The sequence below is a fragment of the Olleya sp. Ti.3.14 genome, assembly GCF_038154885.1.
In the GTDB taxonomy this organism is placed as follows: domain Bacteria; phylum Bacteroidota; class Bacteroidia; order Flavobacteriales; family Flavobacteriaceae; genus Olleya.
In genome coordinates, this window is the sequence record NZ_JBAKAO010000001.1 from 583,184 (window position 1) to 599,678 (window position 16,495).

The following is a 16,495-nucleotide window of genomic DNA, read 5'->3' on the forward strand; positions in this document are numbered from 1 at the left end:
TACATGAAAACACCTATAAACATTTTTTGGTTTAGACGCGATTTAAGATTAGATGACAACGTTGGTTTTTTTAACGCGTTACAATCTGACCATCCTGTTTTACCAATTTTTATATTTGATAAATCTATATTAGATCAATTACCTAAAGACGATGCACGTGTAAGTTTTATATATAATACTTTACAAAACATGCGTGACACATTGCAAGCAGAGCACCAAAGTAGTATTGCAATGTATTATGATAATCCAAAAGATGTTTTTAAAACTTTGATGGATGAGTATACTATAGATACCGTTTTTACAAATCACGATTACGAGCCTTATGCTACAAAAAGAGATAAGGAAATAGAAAACTTATTATCAAAAAACGAGATTAAATTTAAGACCTATAAAGATCAAGTTATTTTTGAGAAAGACGAAGTTGTAAAAAAAGATGGTGACCCTTATGTTGTCTACACACCTTATATGCGTGTATGGAAAGAAAACTTTAAATCTTATAATCTAGAAATTTATTATACAAATTCCTACCTAAACAATTTAGTAGAACATACAAGATTGCCAAATTTAAGTTTGTCCGATATTGGTTTTAAACAATCATCACAAAAAATAGAAGATTACACAGTTACACCAACATTGATTCAAAATTACGAAGCGACTAGAAACTTTCCTGCTAAAGATGCCACCTCTAAATTAGGTCCACATTTACGTTTTGGAACAGTAAGTGTCAGAAAAATGATTAAAAAAGCTATTGCAGAAAACAATGAAATTTTCTGGCAAGAATTAATTTGGAGAGAATTTTTTATGCAAATATTATGGCATTTCCCTCAAACACATAAAGAGGCCTTCAAAGCAAAATATGATCGTATAGAATGGCGTAATAATGAAACCGAATTTAAAGCATGGTGTGAGGGTAAAACAGGTTATCCTCTGGTAGATGCGGGCATGCGCCAACTAAACCAAACAGGTTTTATGCATAATCGCGTACGTATGTTAGTGGGTAGTTTTTTATGCAAGCATCTTTTAATTGATTGGCGTTGGGGAGAAGCTTATTTTGCCGAAAAACTACATGATTATGATATGTCTAGTAATGTTGGTAATTGGCAATGGGTAGCTGGATCAGGAGTCGATGCCTCTCCTTATTTTAGAATATTTAATCCAACAACTCAAATTGATAAATTTGATAAACAACATGACTATATTAAACAATGGGTTCCGGACTATCAGGAGCTTACCTATCCACAACCAATTGTTGATCATAAAGAAGCAAGAGAGCGTTGTTTAAAAGTTTATAAGGAAGCGGTTGCCTAATATGTGTATAGGAGGTCAAAACCTAGACTGTGTAGAACAATTATATGCAGACAATGTAGGGTGTAAAGAAATTCCAAAAATACCATGAGAAACAACTTCCGGAAAGAAAATATCTGGAATAAAAGTAAAGGATGGTTAGAAAACCTCTAAGAATTATATGCCATTACTATTAGCGATCTAGTTTGGTATGATTTTTTTTTACTGCGATAATGACTTGTGATGGTATTTTTAAAGACAGCGGAAGATAACAAACGGAAAAAGTTTGTGTCTAATAAGTTACGTAAGGTAAAATATCTAGTTAGTAGTATTTTATAATACATTGTAAATCCAATGACTGATAAAAACTAAAAAAGCTTCAATTTTTAATTGAAGCTTTTTTATAATAGTTTTATTTTCTTTTGAAATAAATTTCAATAACAACGTCCTCTTCTTTATTTACTGATTTCATAATAAGATTTTCGTTATCTAATTTTGCTACTTTGTATTGTTCTTCAGGAACATATTCTTCTTTAATTGTCAGTGTATTTTCATCTTCATTATATATCCAAGTACCAGAATGTTCAGTATCAATAGTGCCTTCATTAATTATATACGAATTGACTATACCATTTTCTAAAAATTCAATATAATTCCTGTCTTCTTCTTTTTCTTGCTCAACGGTATTGACCGTTACTTTATCAATTTCCCATTTACCTAATATCTTATCTATTGATTGAAAAGATAATAATGTAAATACTAATACTAGAATTAGTGGTGTTTTTAAGCTTTTCATAGGTATTAATTTCCTTCTAAACGTTCTATTTTGGCTCCAATAGCTTGTAAACGTTCTACAATTTTTTGGTAACCTCTATCAATCTGTTCAATATTATGAATTGTTGATGTTCCTTTGGCAGATAATGCAGCTATTAATAATGAAATACCTGCTCTAATATCTGGAGACACCATTGTGGTTGCTTTTAACTGAGACTTGAAGTCATGACCCATTACAGTTGCTCTGTGTGGATCGCAAAGTATAATTTTTGCTCCCATATCGATAAGTTTATCTACAAAAAACAGACGACTTTCAAACATTTTTTGATGTACTAAAACTTCACCTTTTGCTTGGGTAGCTACTACTAATACAATACTAAGCAAATCTGGTGTAAATCCAGGCCAAGGTGCATCTGCAATAGTTAATATAGAACCATCAATGTAATTTTGTATTTGATAACCATCTTTATGAGCAGGAATGTATATATCATCCCCTTTTCTTTCAACAGTAATTCCTAATTTTCTAAACACATTAGGTATTTGTCCTAAATCATCCCAACTTACATTTTTAATAGTCAGTTCACTTTTAGTCATTGCTGCTAAACCAATCCAACTCCCAATTTCAATCATATCTGGTAGCATGGTATGCTCTGTTCCGCCTAAGCTATCAACACCTTCAATGGTTAATAAGTTAGAACCAACACCTGATATTTTTGCTCCCATACGGTTAAGCATTTTACACAGTTGTTGCAAATAAGGCTCACATGCAGCGTTATAAATAGTTGTTGTACCTTTTGCTAATACAGCTGCCATAACTATATTTGCTGTTCCAGTTACAGAGGCTTCGTCTAAAAGCATGTCTGTCCCAATTAATTTATCTGCTTCTACACCGTAAAAATAGTCTTCACGATTATATCTAAATTTAGCTCCTAAATTAATAAATCCCTCAAAATGAGTATCTAAACGACGACGTCCAATTTTATCGCCTCCTGGTTTTGGGATATACCCTTTACCAAAACGTGCTAATAAAGGTCCAACCATCATGATTGACCCTCTAAGTCCACTACCCTCTTTTTTAAAATCGGCAGTTTGCATGTAGTCTAAATTAACTTCGTCTGCTTGAAACGTATAAGTTTCGTCTTTTATCTTGTTAACTTTAACGCCTAAATTACCTAATAGGGTGATTAATTTATTAATGTCAATAATATCAGGAATATTATTTATGGTTACTTTTTCTGGAGTTAATAAAACTGCACATAATATTTGTAAAGCTTCGTTTTTTGCGCCTTGAGGCTGAATATCTCCTTTTAGTTGGTGACCACCTTCAATTTTAAATGTTCCCATAAATAGTATTAGTATCTTTTTCTGTTTCTGTTTTGATTATTGTTTTTCTTTTGTCCTGTTTTTTTATTAGAACTGTTAGAATACTTTTTGCCACTAGAGGCTTTCATTAATCTAGTCGAGTCTGTTAAATCTTCGTCTGTATTTTTTAAATTAATTTTACCATCAGACAATTCATATAAATGATCATAAATCACATCATCCTCTACTGTATCTTTATTCCAATTTAAAAAACACTTTTTCATGTGATTAGCAATGGTATAAGTCAACGCTTCTTTCATTTCGCCATCTTCCCAAGTGTTTGCTACGTCAATCATGGTTTTTATATTATTACCATAAAATCTATATTTTGGAAAATTTTGAGGATATTTTAAAGGTTGTGGACGCTCTGACAGTTCTTCTTTTGAAGGTGCACCATAAGGCGAATCTGCATCCAACTCAAAATTTGACATTATAAATAACTGATCCCATAATTTGTGCTGAAAATCGGCTACATCGCGCAAATGCGGTTGCATGTTTCCCATGACTGCTATTATAGATTTAGCTAGTTTATTACGCTCTTCTTTGGTCTCTTGTGCTTTAGCATGATTAATCATTTTTTGAATATGGCGTCCATACTCTGGAATGATTAAATGTTCACGCTCTGTGTTATACTCTATGTCGTCTATCAAAATAAAAAAAGTGTAGAAATTTATATGTGTTGCATTGAAGTCTCTAATGCTTGTGCAAAATACAAAAAAAAATTAAAGACTTATCACGCCTTCTACTTTTTCTGTAACTTCAAGATACTTTTCTATAACATGATCAGGATTTTTCATTGTTACATTAATAGATACGCTTGTATATTTACCATTACTAGACTCTTTTGTCCTAATTACTGATCCCATATTATCAAAAATAGCTTCAATTTCGGCTATTTTTTGTAAATCAGATAATACAATAAATTTATATAAATATTCATTTGGCCACATCGCTGTGTCCTGTAATTGCGCCTTTAATTTTGCGTAAAATTCTTCTGGATTTGGTGTCTTATTCATACCTTTTTAATAAGCAACAAATATACCATTTTGTTTATATTTTTTTTTAAAGAATATATTTCGGATTTTTACAAATAAATTATTTCCCTTTGAAAGCAAAAAAAATAGTAATTACAGGAGGTCCAAGCACAGGAAAATCGGCAATCATAAACGAATTAACTAAACGTGGCTATACTTGCTACGAAGAAATTTCTCGTCAAGTGACGCTTGAAGCAAGAGAAAAAGGTATTGATCAAATGTTTTTAACACAACCTTTATTATTTAGCGAGCTATTATTAAAAGGTCGCGAGCAACAGTATAAAGATGCTGAAAATAGCGATAGTGAATTTGTTTTTTTAGACAGAGGTGTTCCTGACGTTGTGGCATACATGGATTATGCAAACGAAGATTATCCTAACGCTTTTGTAAAATCGTGCCAAGATAATGTGTACGACTACGTATTTATATTAGCTCCTTGGCAGGAAATTTACCAAAGTGATGCTGTGCGTTACGAAAGTTTTGAAGAAGCCAAAATTATTCATCAAAACCTTTTAAAAACTTATAATAAATACGATTACGACTTACAAGATGTTCCGTTTGGTAGTATAGAGACTAGAGCGCAACATATAATTGATGTTGTTAAAGCATTATAATGACGCATCCAATAAACATATTAGAACGTTATTGGAAATTTACGGATTTTAGACCATTACAGGAAGATATTATTAATGCTGTAATTAATAACGAAGACACTTTTGTATTGCTACCAACAGGTGGCGGAAAAAGTGTTTGTTTTCAAATACCTGCTCTAGCTAAAGAGGGTATTTGTATTGTAATATCGCCATTAGTTGCATTAATGAAGGATCAAGTTAATGCCCTTTTAAATAAAGGAATTAAAGCTATTGCATTAACTAGCGGAATCCCAAATAAAGAAATAGACACCCTTTTAGATAATTGTATCTACGGAAACTATAAGTTTTTATACTTATCACCAGAGCGTTTACAACAAGAGCTAGTGCAAGATCGTATTAGACAGATGAATGTTAATCTTATTGCTGTGGATGAAGCCCATTGTATTAGTCAATGGGGAAACGATTTTAGACCAGCTTATAAAAACATAAATATATTACGTCAATTACATCCAACGGTTAACGTTATTGCCTTAACAGCAAGTGCAACACCAGAAGTGGTGCAGGATATTATAACCGAATTGGACTTTATTAGTCCTAAAGTTTTTAAACAATCTTTTTACAGACCTAATATTGCTTATATGGTTTTTGAAGAAGAGGATAAGTACTTTAGACTTGAAGCCATATTACTTAAAAACAAACAACCCTCAATTATATATGTTAGAAACAGACGTCTAACTTTAGAAATAACCCAATACCTAGAAAGTAAAAACATAAGCAGCACTTACTATCATGGAGGATTAAACAATACTATTAAAGACCAACATTTAAACGATTGGTTAAGTAGTAAAAAACAAGTCATGGTTGCCACCAATGCTTTTGGAATGGGAATTGATAAATCTGATGTAAAAACAGTAATACATATTAACTTACCTGATAGTATAGAAAGTTATTTTCAAGAAGCGGGACGTGCTGGTCGTGATGAAGCTAAAGCTTATGCTGTAATTTTAAAAAACAAAAATGATAATACTGCTTTAAACAATCAGTTTTTAAAAGTTTTACCAACGGTAGATTTTGTAAAAATTGTTTACAGAAAACTATGTAGCTATTTTCAAATATCCTATGGTGAAGGTGCATATCAAACCTTTGATTTTAATTTTAATGAGTTTTGCAAAACTTATAAATTTAACACTGTAACTACTTATAATGCCTTAAATATATTGGACAATACCAGTATAATAACGCTTAGTAAGCAATTTAATAAACGTATTGAGGTCCAATTTTTAATTAGTAGTCACGCCTTATTTAAATACTTGGACGGTCATAAAGATTTTGAAATTATTATAAAGTCTATATTAAGAACTTATGGCGGAATTTTTGAGCATAGTACAAAAATAAATAGCAGTCTTATTTCTGATAAAGCAGGAATTAAAGAAATTAGACTTGTATATGTTTTAGAACAATTAGCTAAAGATGAAGTTATTACATTACTTATTAATAAAACAGATGCTCAAATTACCTTTATAGAACCTCGTGAAGACGAAAAAACCATAAATCGTATTGCATCCATAATTAAACAACAAAACACATTAAAACAAAAACAAGTACAAGCAGTATTGGATTATATTAATAATGACCAACTTTGCAAAAGCATACAACTACTAACTTATTTTGGTGAAAAAGATGTACAACCTTGTGGGATTTGCAGTGTTTGTATTTCCGCGAAAGCGAAACCTAAAACAGACTTTAAAACAGTTAAAAATAAAATAATTGAATGCTTAGAATTTGGAGACAAAAACTCTAAAACATTATTTAAAACGTTACCTTTTACAGAAGAGGATATAAACAATACACTTAAAAAACTATTAGAAGATGACATTGTAGAACTTACAAAAACTAATAGTTATAAATTAAAACATATATGAATAAAGACATAAAAATTGTATTTATGGGTACACCAGAATTTGCGGTAACCACCCTTAAAACTATTTTAGATCAGGACTATAATGTAGTTGGTGTTATTACAGCACCAGATAAACCTGCTGGACGTGGACGTAAAATGCACGAGTCTGCAGTAAAAGTATTTGCAAAACAAAAAGGCTTAAATATTTTACAACCTACCAATTTAAAAAGTGACGATTTTTTAAACGAATTAAAAGCTTTGGAGGCAAACCTTCAAATAATAGTCGCTTTTAGGATGTTACCTAAAGTTGTTTGGGATATGCCAAAGTATGGCACATTTAATTTACATGCCTCATTACTACCAAACTATCGTGGTGCAGCGCCAATAAATTGGGCTATAATTAATGGTGAAACAAAAACAGGTGTATCCACCTTTTTTATTGACGAAAAAATTGATACTGGCGAAATGATTTTGCAAAAGGACATTGCAATTGATCCTTCTGAAAACGCAGGAAGCCTACATGATAAATTAATGATGTTAGGTAGTGACTTAATAATAGACACTATAAAACTTATTGAAAAAGGTGATGTTACAACTACATTACAGTCCGAAGATGCCATTTCTAGAACAGCATATAAGCTTAACAGGGATAACTGCAAAATAGACTTTACACAACCTATAGAAGCTATTTACAATAAAATAAGAGGATTAAGTCCATATCCTGCTGCTTGGTGCGAATTGCATAATAATGACGACGTTTTAGATATCAAAATTTATAAAGCTGAAAAAGAACTTGAAGACCATAACATAGAAGCAGGTACTATTATTAGTAGTAAATCCACACTTAAGGTAGCTGTTAAAGATGGGTTTATATCTATACTAGAATTAAAATTACCAGGAAAACGTAACATGGAAGTAAAATCTCTTTTAAATGGTTACAATTTTGACGAAGACGCAAAACTTCGCTAAACCCTTATTATCATTGATATTGCTATAAACCATTAAAAAAAAGTCCTCTTTATTAACAAATGCTATAAGTTATTAACAAATGTGCGCATTTCCCTTGCTATTACTTGCATAGTAGCATAATCCGTATAAATTTGTAAAAGGATTTAACAAAAACTGTTAATCAACTATTTATTAATAATTAAAATTAAAATTATGAACAAAACAGATTTAATCGATGCTATGGCAGAACACGCAGGAATTACTAAAGCAGCTGCAAAGAAAGCTTTAGAGTGTGCGTTAATCGAAATTGAAGGATCTTTACAAAAAGGTAATAGAGTTTCTTTAGTAGGTTTTGGTTCTTGGTCAGTATCTAAAAGAGCTGCAAGAGACGGAAGAAACCCACAAACTGGAAAAACTATCAAAATCAAAGCTAAAAACGTAGTTAAGTTTAAAGCTGGTTCTGATTTAGCAAATGCTGTTAACTAGTATTTGTTTAAAATATTTCAAAAAGCCTTCAATATTGAAGGCTTTTTTTATTTTATATACATCATATACTTTGTTTATTAAATAAATAATACTACATTTAAGAAACAAATCCTTTTAAAATGACTACAACCAAACCAGAAAAGGGTGACTTATTAATCGCAGAGCCTTCTATAATAGGAGATATGTCTTTTAATAGATCTATAGTACTGCTTACAGATTATAATAAAGAAGGCGCTATAGGTTTTATTTTAAACAAGCCCTTAAATTATACCATCAGTGATTTAATTCCAGAATTAGATGCTTCTTTTAAAGTCTACAATGGTGGCCCTGTGGAGCAAGATAATTTATATTTTATACATAAGCGTCCAGACTTAATCCCTAATAGTGTAGAGATTTCTTTAGGAATTTTTTGGGGAGGAGATTTTAATATTGTCGCTAATTTAATTGCTGAACAAAAAATCACAGCAAATGATATCAAATTCTTTTTAGGCTACTCTGGATGGGAAAGCAACCAGTTGGAAACTGAACTTAAATCCAATGCATGGGTTGTTACAAAAAACACCTACAAGAAAGATATTATTGAAAAAAGCTATGAAACCCTTTGGAAAGAAAAAATGGTCGAGTTAGGTGGTGACTACTCCATTTGGTCTAATGCACCAGAAAACCCAAGTTATAATTAGCCTAATCTAACTTTCACGTTTAGCTTTTGCAACAACATTTTTGCTGTATCATTTTTAAATACCTTTTTTCTATATTTAGTAATAGGCTGGATACCTTGTATAACGTTTGTTAAAAATATCTCATCTGCTTTTTGAAGTTCAAAAGGAGATATTGATGTTTCCTCGATGGTGTAATCTGGCAAGAGCTTAATAATATCAATTAATTGTTTTCTTAAAACACCTTTTAAACACCCATCAGATAATGGAGCTGTTTTTATGGTATTACCTTTTACTAAAAACAAATTTCCGTTTAAGGCCTCTACGACACTTTTATTAGTGTTTATTAATAAACAGTTGTCTAACCTGTTTTCTTTTGCATAAATACTACCTATTACATTTAACGCTTTATTATTTGACTTAAGTGTTGTCAATAAACTTGGAGACAAATAATGATCTTTAAACAAATCTACCTCATAATTTTCTTCATTTAAAAGATAAAAATCACTGTCTATTTTTTTTACACTTATCACAAAGTTAATCGTATTGTTTTCAGGTAAATATAACCCACCTTCCACTCTATCAACCTGAATTTTTACACGTGCAGATTGTGTATTTAAATCGTTAGCCTTTAAGGTGTTTATAATTTGCTCTTCTATAAACTCCATTGTAAAATCCATTGGTATTTGCATTCGCATAATACGCATGGATGCCATTAATCTAAAGTAATGATCTTCAAAAAATAATAATTTACCATGTACCGCTTTCATAGTTTCAAAAAGCCCATCTCCATAGGAATAGCCACGATTATTATTAGAAATTACTAAATTATTTTCTTTAAGTTTACCGTTAAAATTTATCATAAAAAAAGTCCCATTTTTCAATGGGACAAATATACTTTAAATGTATTTATTTTTAGGCAGAACCTAATACTTGTTTTAAGTCAGAAATTTGATTAGTCCAAAGCATTTTAGCTTCATCAACTTCGTCTTCTTCTGCAAAATCTGTAATAATTATTGATACATCTTTTGTTATTTCATCTACTTGAATTTTTATTTCGAAAAAATATGGTTCATCTTCATCCGCTAACCATTTAAACTTAATACGCTCGCCAGATTTTTTTGTAATTAATTTAGCCTGTTCTTCAGAACCATCCCAAATAAATTTATATAATTCTCCTCTAGAATTTACGTTATCAGCAAACCACTCTGACAACCCTGAAGGTGTCGATATATATTGGTATAGTAATGATGGTGAAGCATGTACAACAAACTCCATCTCGTACTTTATTTTATCTTCCATTTAATTGTAGTCTTGTAAATTTTATTTTGTCCAATATATACATTAATTAATAAGTTTAGAAAATATTTCAAATAAAAATTTTTATTTAAAATAATGTTTGTCAACAAGAATAATGTTTATATATTTGCACTCTCAAAATTATGGCGAGGTAGCTCAGTTGGTTAGAGCGTTGGATTCATAACCCAGAGGTCAGGGGATCGTGCCCCCTTCTCGCTACAAATGTAAAACGATTGTAAATAAGCGGTTTAGTCTTCTAAACCGTTTTTTTTATGCTTAATTTTAAACAGATTATTACATTTGCGTACGAAAGTGAATACGATAATGCATACGATTTGAACACAAAAAAGAAATTTTCAATACCTAAAATTTACGACGCTAACGGTGATTTATCGAAGCGTTGGTACGTCTATTTCTCCTACAGAAATCCAGAAACAGGTAAATTAAAACGTATCACTCCCTTTTATGGTGATGCAAATAAGTATCGAAGTAAAGAAGATCGTATGCAGGTTTTAACGCAATACAGAAAAACACTGCTTAAATTTTTACAACAAGGGTATTCGCCTTTTGCAGATAATAGCCAATTGCACTCTAGTTTAAATAAGAAAGTAGAAAAACCCGTTATAACTTTAAATCCAGTTAAGACTGAAATAAAAGAAGTTGAAGAAGTCATAGAGACTACTCCAATAAAAATAGAGGAAAAAGTTGAAGAGCCTAAAATGGAAATTCGCGAGGCTTTTAACTTTGCTCTTAATTATAAAAAACAGGTCGTAAGTGTGACAACTTTTAGAGGTTATAAAAACCGCATTGATGTTTTTTTAAAATGGATTAATACGACTCATCCAACTATAAATAACATTGATGAGTTAACAAAAAAGATCACTTTTGAGTTTTTAAATAGCGTTTTAGAAAATACAAGCGCAAGAAATAGAAACAATTATAGAACAGAATTAAGTAGTATTATCCAAGTTTTAGAGGATAACGAATTAATTAAGTCAAATTTTGTCAAAAAAATTCCAACATTAAAAACAACGCCTAACAGAAATAAAACTTATACTCAAGAAACCCAAGAGGCTATCTTTAAACACTTAGAGGACAATGATCAAGTCTTATTGCTATTTATAAAATTTATATCCTATAATTTTTTACGTCCAATAGAAGTTTGTCGATTGCAAATAAAGGATATAAATATTACTAATAAAACGATACAGTTTAAAGCTAAAAACAGTCCCCTAAAAACTAAAATCATTCCTGAGTTGCTTTGGAAAGAGCTACCAGATCTTACACAATTTAATCCTGATGATTTATTGTTTGCAGGAGAACAAATTGGAGGTCATTGGGATGCCAAACTAAATAACAGACGTGATTTTTACTCCAAACGATTTAAAAAAAATGTAAAACAAAAATTTGATTTAGGTATAGATTATGGGCTTTATAGTTTTAGACATACTTATATCACTAAATTGTATAGAGCTTTAGTAAAAGAGTCTTCTCCTTTTGAAGCAAAAAGTAAATTAATGTTAATTACAGGTCATTTAAGTATGTCTGCATTAGAAAAATATTTACGTGATATTGATGCTGAACTACCTACTGATTATTCTGATATGCTAAAAAACAAATGAGTAAATTAGATTTACATAAAACATACACTGAGTTGACATTTAAAACATGGAATAACTTAGTGTTTTTTATCCCTAATATTTTCTATGAATTAGAAACTTTAGATGACAGCAGTAAAGAAATGTTGAAAAACACCTTTAATCAAAAATTGCTAATCGTTGGTGAACCTATGAATATTTATGAATATGACTTTGATACTGATGGAACAAAGTATATGAACCAAATGACTAATTTAGGTAAAATCATTTTTGATCTTTTACAATTAAAAAGTCAGTTAAATGAGTTTGAATTCTCCTACCTATTAGATCAATATTATGTACAAACAGAATGTTGTCTTTCTGTTACTAATTGGATAAAAAACAACTCAAATCAAATTAAGAATTTAGACAATAAAGTCAAAGGTATTTTTAATATTCAGTTCAACACTTACAGAAAACATTTTGAAGATTTTATTAAACAATTTTACCCTGATCCAGAATTAATGCCTGAGGATCGATTAAATGTCTTACAGCTAATTAAAACTAACTTTAAAAACATTAAATCAAATATAAACGCACCTATATCCGAAGAAATTTCAGGACTTGAAATAAATAAAGAGCATCCAATTTATAACAAAGCATTTATTGATAATTTATTAGAAAAAACAGTCGAATACAAGGCTAATAAAACTGTAAAACCAAAACAAAAAATATTAGTTACAGAGCAACAAGCGGAAAAAGCTATATTAAATCAAATTTTTAATATTCAGGAATAATTTATAATTTAGCGTAAAACAAACGTTTGTTTTACGCTAAATTAATAAAAATGAAACATTATACTTGTGATTATTGCCATAATGAATTTGAACCAACACGCAGACGTGTGCAAAAATATTGCAGTAACACCTGTCGATCTAAAGCATACCATTATAGAAAAACTGCATCGAATACACTACCATCTTCGCAACTAAAAAATGACAATATAAGCGCAACTACTGCTCCACCACAACCAAAAAGTGAGTCTATTAGTGCTGCTGGAATTGGAAATGCTGCTGCTGGAAATATAATTGCAGATGGTCTAAAAGCTTTTCTTACCTCATCTGAAAATAAACCTGCAACCAAAAAAGATATTGCAGATTTAAAATCGCTAATCACAAGACGCTATTTTCCTATAAATAATATAGCAAAAAATCAATTTGGACAATCTCCATTTTATGATATGGACACAAAAAATGTGGTTTATATGAATACAAATTAAGATTATATATTTCCAGAATCTTTGTTGATGATAATCAAAATTTAATTGAAGTCGTACCTGTTAAAACTTTGGTTGGATATTTTAGTTTGACTTTAATCTCTCAATAATTTATAGCAACTTCTTCCTGATAATTTACTTTTGAATTCTATGTTCTTAATAGTTGGATTAATTATACTTCTTAAAATTCTCAGCTTGCTCAAAAATTTCTTTAAACACCTCATCTTTTGTAATTGGTGGATATCCATTTTCTGCTAATAGAATTATTAAATCTACTTTAAGTTCGGCTTTAATATCATCTCGCTGATTCCAATCTGTATATTTAGCTTTATCGTCTACTACTTTTTTAACCTCTTTTGCTAAATGAATTAATTTATCATCTGGATAATCAAAATCATATTTGTGAGCTATTGCTTTTAAAATATCATAAAACGCTTTTTCTTCAAAATCAATTCCCATGTCAGCAAACGAGCCTTTTTCTTTGCGTAACTCATGATATAAATCAATGATTTCATCCGTAAAAGCTTCTAACACGTTACTTTGTAGAATATCTTGTTCACTACGCTCGTTGTATTTGTCTACGATACTTTTAAACTTTTTAGAGAAATCAATCCCTTGCATTTTATTTGTTTTCTTTAACTCATCAATAGCCTTTAACAGTAGTTGCTGCAATAGTTTAATCTTTGTATTTGGCAATTTTATTTTTTCAATTTTAGCTAAGTAAGCCTCATCAAAAATATCTATCTCACTTTGTTTTTCTTCTCCAAGTTTAAAAATCTCTTCTACACCATCACTTTGCAACGCTTCCTTAATCAGTTCTCTTACTTTAGCATTCATTTGTGCTGTATCTGGAGCATTACCTTTTGTTAGTTTGAAAACAATAGAACGAATGGCTAAGTAAAAATGAATATTATCTTTTTGAATATCCGTAAAGACTTCACTTCCACAACAAATATCATAAGCTGCTTTTAAACGCTTTACAATATTCATAAAACGCGTTTCTATATTTTTGGTTATCTGAACAAACTCAGCTCCTTTATTTAAACACTCTAATTGTTTTCTGCCTTCACTTGAAAAATAATCTGATGCATCAAACTTATAGAAGAGTTTTTCTAATAAATCTAATTGGTCTTTTACTACAACTATTGAAGTTTCAATATCTTCAAAATTCTGACCATCAACCGCTGAATATTGCTTTAAAGCCAAATTCATTTGTTTTTTAAATCCAATATAATCTACAACTAAACCTTTAGATTTTGTTTTGTACTTTCTGTTTACTCTTGATATAGTTTGTATTAAATTATGTTGCTGTATTGGTTTATCAATATACATAGTATCTAAAAAGGGAACATCAAAACCAGTCAACCACATATCTACAACAATGGCAATTTTAAAGTTAGATTTTTCATTTTTAAACTGTCTATCTAACTCTTTTCTATCGTCTTTTGTACCTAACAAATCGTACATTTCTTTTGGATCATCCTTTCCTCGCGTCATTATCATTTTAATGCGCTCCATAGGTTTTATTTCCTTTTTCTCTTTTTCTGTAAGTGTAGAACCTTCTTCAAAAGCTTTTACCTCAGCCCATTCTGGACGTATAGCCACAATCTCTTGATATAAACTAAACGCTATTTGTCTAGAACTACATACAAATAACGCTTTCCCTTTTATAGTTGCGCCTTCTTCTATTCTGGTTTCGTAATGCTTTACAAAATCTTCTGCTACAGCTTTAAGCCTATCGGGATCGCCAATTATAGCATTCATATTAGCAGATACTTTTTTACTTTCTTCTATTTGGTAATCGTTAGCTCCTTCTTCTGCACATAATCTATAATATTCCTCTATTTCGTATAGTTTCTTATTTTCTAAAACTACTTTTGCAGCTCGACCTTCATAAACTATACGCACAGTAATTTCATCTTTTTCAGACTCTGTCATGGTGTATGAGTCTATAATATCTCCAAATACATTTAAAGTCGCGTCTATTGGTGTTCCTGTAAAACCAACATAAGTGGCATTTGGTAAAGAATCGTGTAAATATTTAGCAAATCCATAGGTTTTTTTAACACCTTCATCGGTAACAGTCACTTTCTGGTCTAGGTTTATTTGACTTCTATGTGCTTCGTCCGAAATACAAATAACATTGGTTCGTTCGGTTAGCAATTCTAAGTCTTCGGTAAATTTATGAATGGTTGTTAAAAATACACCTCCACTTTTTCTACCTTTAAGCAACTCTTTAAGCTCTTTACGACTCTCAACACTTATAATTGTATTGTCTCCAATAAAACCTTTTGCATTTGTAAACTGAGACGCTAATTGGTCATCTAAATCTGTTCTGTCTGTTATAATTATTAATGTTGGACTCTTAAAATGTGGACTACGCATTAATAAACGTGACAAAAACAACATGGTATAACTTTTACCGCAACCTGTTGCCCCAAAATAAGTACCTCCTTTACCGTCTCCCTCTGGTTTTTGATGAAGTTTTATGTTTTCTAACAGCTTAGTCGCTGCATAATATTGTGGATAACGACACACAATTTTTAACTCATGCTTATTACTATCTGGAAAATATATAAAGTTATGAATTACCTCACGTAATCTGTTTTTATTAAACAAACCCTGTATCATGGTGTACATTGCGCTTATACCATCTACTTCTTTATCCAAACCTAGTACTTTGCGCCACGCATAATAAAACTCGTAATTAGAAAAAAACGAGCCCATTTTGCTGTTTACACCATCACTAATTATACAAAACGCATTGTATTTAAATAACTCTGGAATATCACGTCTATATCTATTGGTCAATTGATCATAAGCATCCCAAATAGTTACATTCTCTCTTATTGCTGTTTTAAATTCAAAGACTACTAAAGGCAAACCGTTTATATATAAAATACCATCTGGAATACGCTTCTCATAGCCATAAATCTCTAACTGATTGACAATTTTATAGGTGTTATTATCTAATTCTGAATAATCTATCAGATGAATATATAAGTCTTTTTTAGAACGATCTTCACGCTCTAACTGAAAGCCATTACTGACCAATTTCATGATTTGCTTATTAGACTCGTACAAATCTGAAGCACTAAACACTTCTAGCTTACGAATTACCGTGTTAATTTCGGTATCTGTAATATTATCGTTTTTATATTGACTTTGTAAGTAGCTTTTTATATCTGCTTTAATTAAAACCTCGTCTTGGTTACGTACAAAAGTATTACCCAAAACATGTGGTATATCTTCGTTACCTAATAACTCTATAAAAACGTTTTCTAGTTGTGCTTCTGTGAATTTCAT

At 30.6% G+C, this 16,495-nt stretch carries 16 protein-coding genes and 1 tRNA gene; 10 read left to right on the forward strand and 7 right to left on the reverse strand.

Annotation, left to right across the window (positions count from 1 at the left end):
• Positions 1–3 precede the first annotated feature (3 nt).
• Positions 4–1,308 (forward strand): cryptochrome/photolyase family protein, encoded by a 1,305-nt coding sequence (locus V6251_RS02790; RefSeq protein WP_341586948.1) that lies wholly within the window; start codon positions 4–6, stop codon positions 1,306–1,308.
• Positions 1,309–1,696: 388 nt separating this feature from the next.
• On the opposite strand, the gene V6251_RS02795 is transcribed toward V6251_RS02790, so the two are convergent.
• The 4 genes from V6251_RS02795 to V6251_RS02810 all read right to left on the reverse strand — a co-directional run bounded on the left by V6251_RS02795 (position 1,697) and on the right by V6251_RS02810 (position 4,436).
• Positions 1,697–2,080: a lipocalin family protein gene (locus tag V6251_RS02795; RefSeq protein WP_341586949.1), complete on the reverse strand. Its 384-nt coding sequence runs from the start codon at positions 2,078–2,080 to the stop codon at positions 1,697–1,699.
• Positions 2,081–2,085: 5 nt separating this feature from the next.
• Positions 2,086–3,402 (reverse strand): UDP-N-acetylglucosamine 1-carboxyvinyltransferase, encoded by a 1,317-nt coding sequence (gene murA / locus V6251_RS02800; protein ID WP_341586950.1) that lies wholly within the window; start codon positions 3,400–3,402, stop codon positions 2,086–2,088.
• Positions 3,403–3,410: 8 nt separating this feature from the next.
• A complete protein-coding gene (locus V6251_RS02805) occupies positions 3,411–4,070 on the reverse strand; it encodes a DUF4290 domain-containing protein (RefSeq protein ID WP_145002048.1) in 660 nt (219 codons plus the stop codon).
• 72 nt (positions 4,071–4,142) lie between these two features.
• The gene (locus V6251_RS02810; protein WP_145002049.1) at positions 4,143–4,436 is read right to left on the reverse strand and encodes a DUF493 family protein; all 294 of its coding nucleotides are present in this window, start codon (positions 4,434–4,436) and stop codon (positions 4,143–4,145) included.
• 89 nt (positions 4,437–4,525) lie between these two features.
• Here V6251_RS02810 and V6251_RS02815 point away from each other — a divergent pair, with 89 nt between their 5' ends.
• From V6251_RS02815 to V6251_RS02835, 5 genes are all read left to right on the forward strand, one after another.
• Positions 4,526–5,068, forward strand: a complete 543-nt coding sequence (locus tag V6251_RS02815; protein ID WP_341586951.1) for an ATP-binding protein — start codon at positions 4,526–4,528, stop codon at positions 5,066–5,068.
• Complete coding sequence (locus tag V6251_RS02820) at positions 5,068–6,969, forward strand: RecQ family ATP-dependent DNA helicase (RefSeq protein WP_341586952.1); 1,902 nt, start codon at positions 5,068–5,070, stop codon at positions 6,967–6,969. The genes V6251_RS02815 and V6251_RS02820 overlap by 1 nt, the downstream gene beginning before the upstream one ends.
• Entirely contained in the window at positions 6,966–7,916 is a 951-nt protein-coding gene (fmt, locus tag V6251_RS02825) for a methionyl-tRNA formyltransferase (RefSeq protein ID WP_341586953.1), read from the forward strand. The genes V6251_RS02820 and fmt overlap by 4 nt, the downstream gene beginning before the upstream one ends.
• A 192-nt stretch (positions 7,917–8,108) precedes the next feature.
• Positions 8,109–8,381, forward strand: a complete 273-nt coding sequence (locus V6251_RS02830; RefSeq protein WP_028281811.1) for an HU family DNA-binding protein — start codon at positions 8,109–8,111, stop codon at positions 8,379–8,381.
• A gap of 119 nt (positions 8,382–8,500) precedes the next feature.
• On the forward strand, positions 8,501–9,061 hold the full coding sequence (locus V6251_RS02835) for a YqgE/AlgH family protein (protein ID WP_145002053.1): 561 nt from the start codon (positions 8,501–8,503) through the stop codon (positions 9,059–9,061).
• Here the strand turns inward: V6251_RS02835 and V6251_RS02840 are convergent.
• Complete coding sequence (locus tag V6251_RS02840) at positions 9,058–9,900, reverse strand: aminotransferase class IV (RefSeq protein WP_341586954.1); 843 nt, start codon at positions 9,898–9,900, stop codon at positions 9,058–9,060. The genes V6251_RS02835 and V6251_RS02840 overlap by 4 nt on opposite strands.
• Before the next feature lie 52 nt (positions 9,901–9,952).
• The gene (locus tag V6251_RS02845) at positions 9,953–10,339 is read right to left on the reverse strand and encodes an START-like domain-containing protein (RefSeq protein WP_145002055.1); all 387 of its coding nucleotides are present in this window, start codon (positions 10,337–10,339) and stop codon (positions 9,953–9,955) included.
• Between the two features lie 142 nt (positions 10,340–10,481).
• Between V6251_RS02845 and V6251_RS02850 the strand changes: the two genes are divergently transcribed.
• The 4 genes from V6251_RS02850 to V6251_RS02865 all read left to right on the forward strand — a co-directional run bounded on the left by V6251_RS02850 (position 10,482) and on the right by V6251_RS02865 (position 13,192).
• Positions 10,482–10,555 (forward strand) — tRNA-Met (locus V6251_RS02850).
• Between the two features lie 53 nt (positions 10,556–10,608).
• Complete coding sequence (locus V6251_RS02855; protein ID WP_341586955.1) at positions 10,609–11,958, forward strand: tyrosine-type recombinase/integrase; 1,350 nt, start codon at positions 10,609–10,611, stop codon at positions 11,956–11,958.
• Positions 11,955–12,710, forward strand: coding sequence for a hypothetical protein (locus V6251_RS02860; RefSeq protein ID WP_341586956.1), 756 nt, complete (start codon positions 11,955–11,957; stop codon positions 12,708–12,710). The genes V6251_RS02855 and V6251_RS02860 overlap by 4 nt, the downstream gene beginning before the upstream one ends.
• 50 nt (positions 12,711–12,760) lie before the next feature.
• Entirely contained in the window at positions 12,761–13,192 is a 432-nt protein-coding gene (locus V6251_RS02865; protein WP_341586957.1) for a hypothetical protein, read from the forward strand.
• 165 nt (positions 13,193–13,357) lie between these two features.
• Here V6251_RS02865 and V6251_RS02870 read toward each other — a convergent pair whose 3' ends face one another.
• Positions 13,358–16,495, reverse strand: a complete 3,138-nt coding sequence (locus tag V6251_RS02870) for a type I restriction endonuclease subunit R (protein ID WP_341586958.1) — start codon at positions 16,493–16,495, stop codon at positions 13,358–13,360.

Excerpts from the sequence above, each read along its gene's own strand:
- V6251_RS02790 (WP_341586948.1), top strand. The coding sequence starts at position 4 with ATGAAAACACCTATAAACATTTTTTGGTTTAGACGCGATTTAAGATTA.
- V6251_RS02795 (WP_341586949.1), bottom strand. The coding sequence starts at position 2,080 with ATGAAAAGCTTAAAAACACCACTAATTCTAGTATTAGTATTTACATTA.
- murA (WP_341586950.1), bottom strand. The coding sequence starts at position 3,402 with ATGGGAACATTTAAAATTGAAGGTGGTCACCAACTAAAAGGAGATATT.
- V6251_RS02810 (WP_145002049.1), bottom strand. The coding sequence starts at position 4,436 with ATGAATAAGACACCAAATCCAGAAGAATTTTACGCAAAATTAAAGGCG.
- V6251_RS02820 (WP_341586952.1), top strand. The coding sequence starts at position 5,068 with ATGACGCATCCAATAAACATATTAGAACGTTATTGGAAATTTACGGAT.
- fmt (WP_341586953.1), top strand. The coding sequence starts at position 6,966 with ATGAATAAAGACATAAAAATTGTATTTATGGGTACACCAGAATTTGCG.
- V6251_RS02830 (WP_028281811.1), top strand. The coding sequence starts at position 8,109 with ATGAACAAAACAGATTTAATCGATGCTATGGCAGAACACGCAGGAATT.
- V6251_RS02835 (WP_145002053.1), top strand. The coding sequence starts at position 8,501 with ATGACTACAACCAAACCAGAAAAGGGTGACTTATTAATCGCAGAGCCT.
- V6251_RS02840 (WP_341586954.1), bottom strand. The coding sequence starts at position 9,900 with ATGATAAATTTTAACGGTAAACTTAAAGAAAATAATTTAGTAATTTCT.
- V6251_RS02845 (WP_145002055.1), bottom strand. The coding sequence starts at position 10,339 with ATGGAAGATAAAATAAAGTACGAGATGGAGTTTGTTGTACATGCTTCA.
- V6251_RS02855 (WP_341586955.1), top strand. The coding sequence starts at position 10,609 with ATGCTTAATTTTAAACAGATTATTACATTTGCGTACGAAAGTGAATAC.
- V6251_RS02860 (WP_341586956.1), top strand. The coding sequence starts at position 11,955 with ATGAGTAAATTAGATTTACATAAAACATACACTGAGTTGACATTTAAA.
- V6251_RS02865 (WP_341586957.1), top strand. The coding sequence starts at position 12,761 with ATGAAACATTATACTTGTGATTATTGCCATAATGAATTTGAACCAACA.
- V6251_RS02870 (WP_341586958.1), bottom strand. The coding sequence starts at position 16,495 with ATGAAATTCACAGAAGCACAACTAGAAAACGTTTTTATAGAGTTATTA.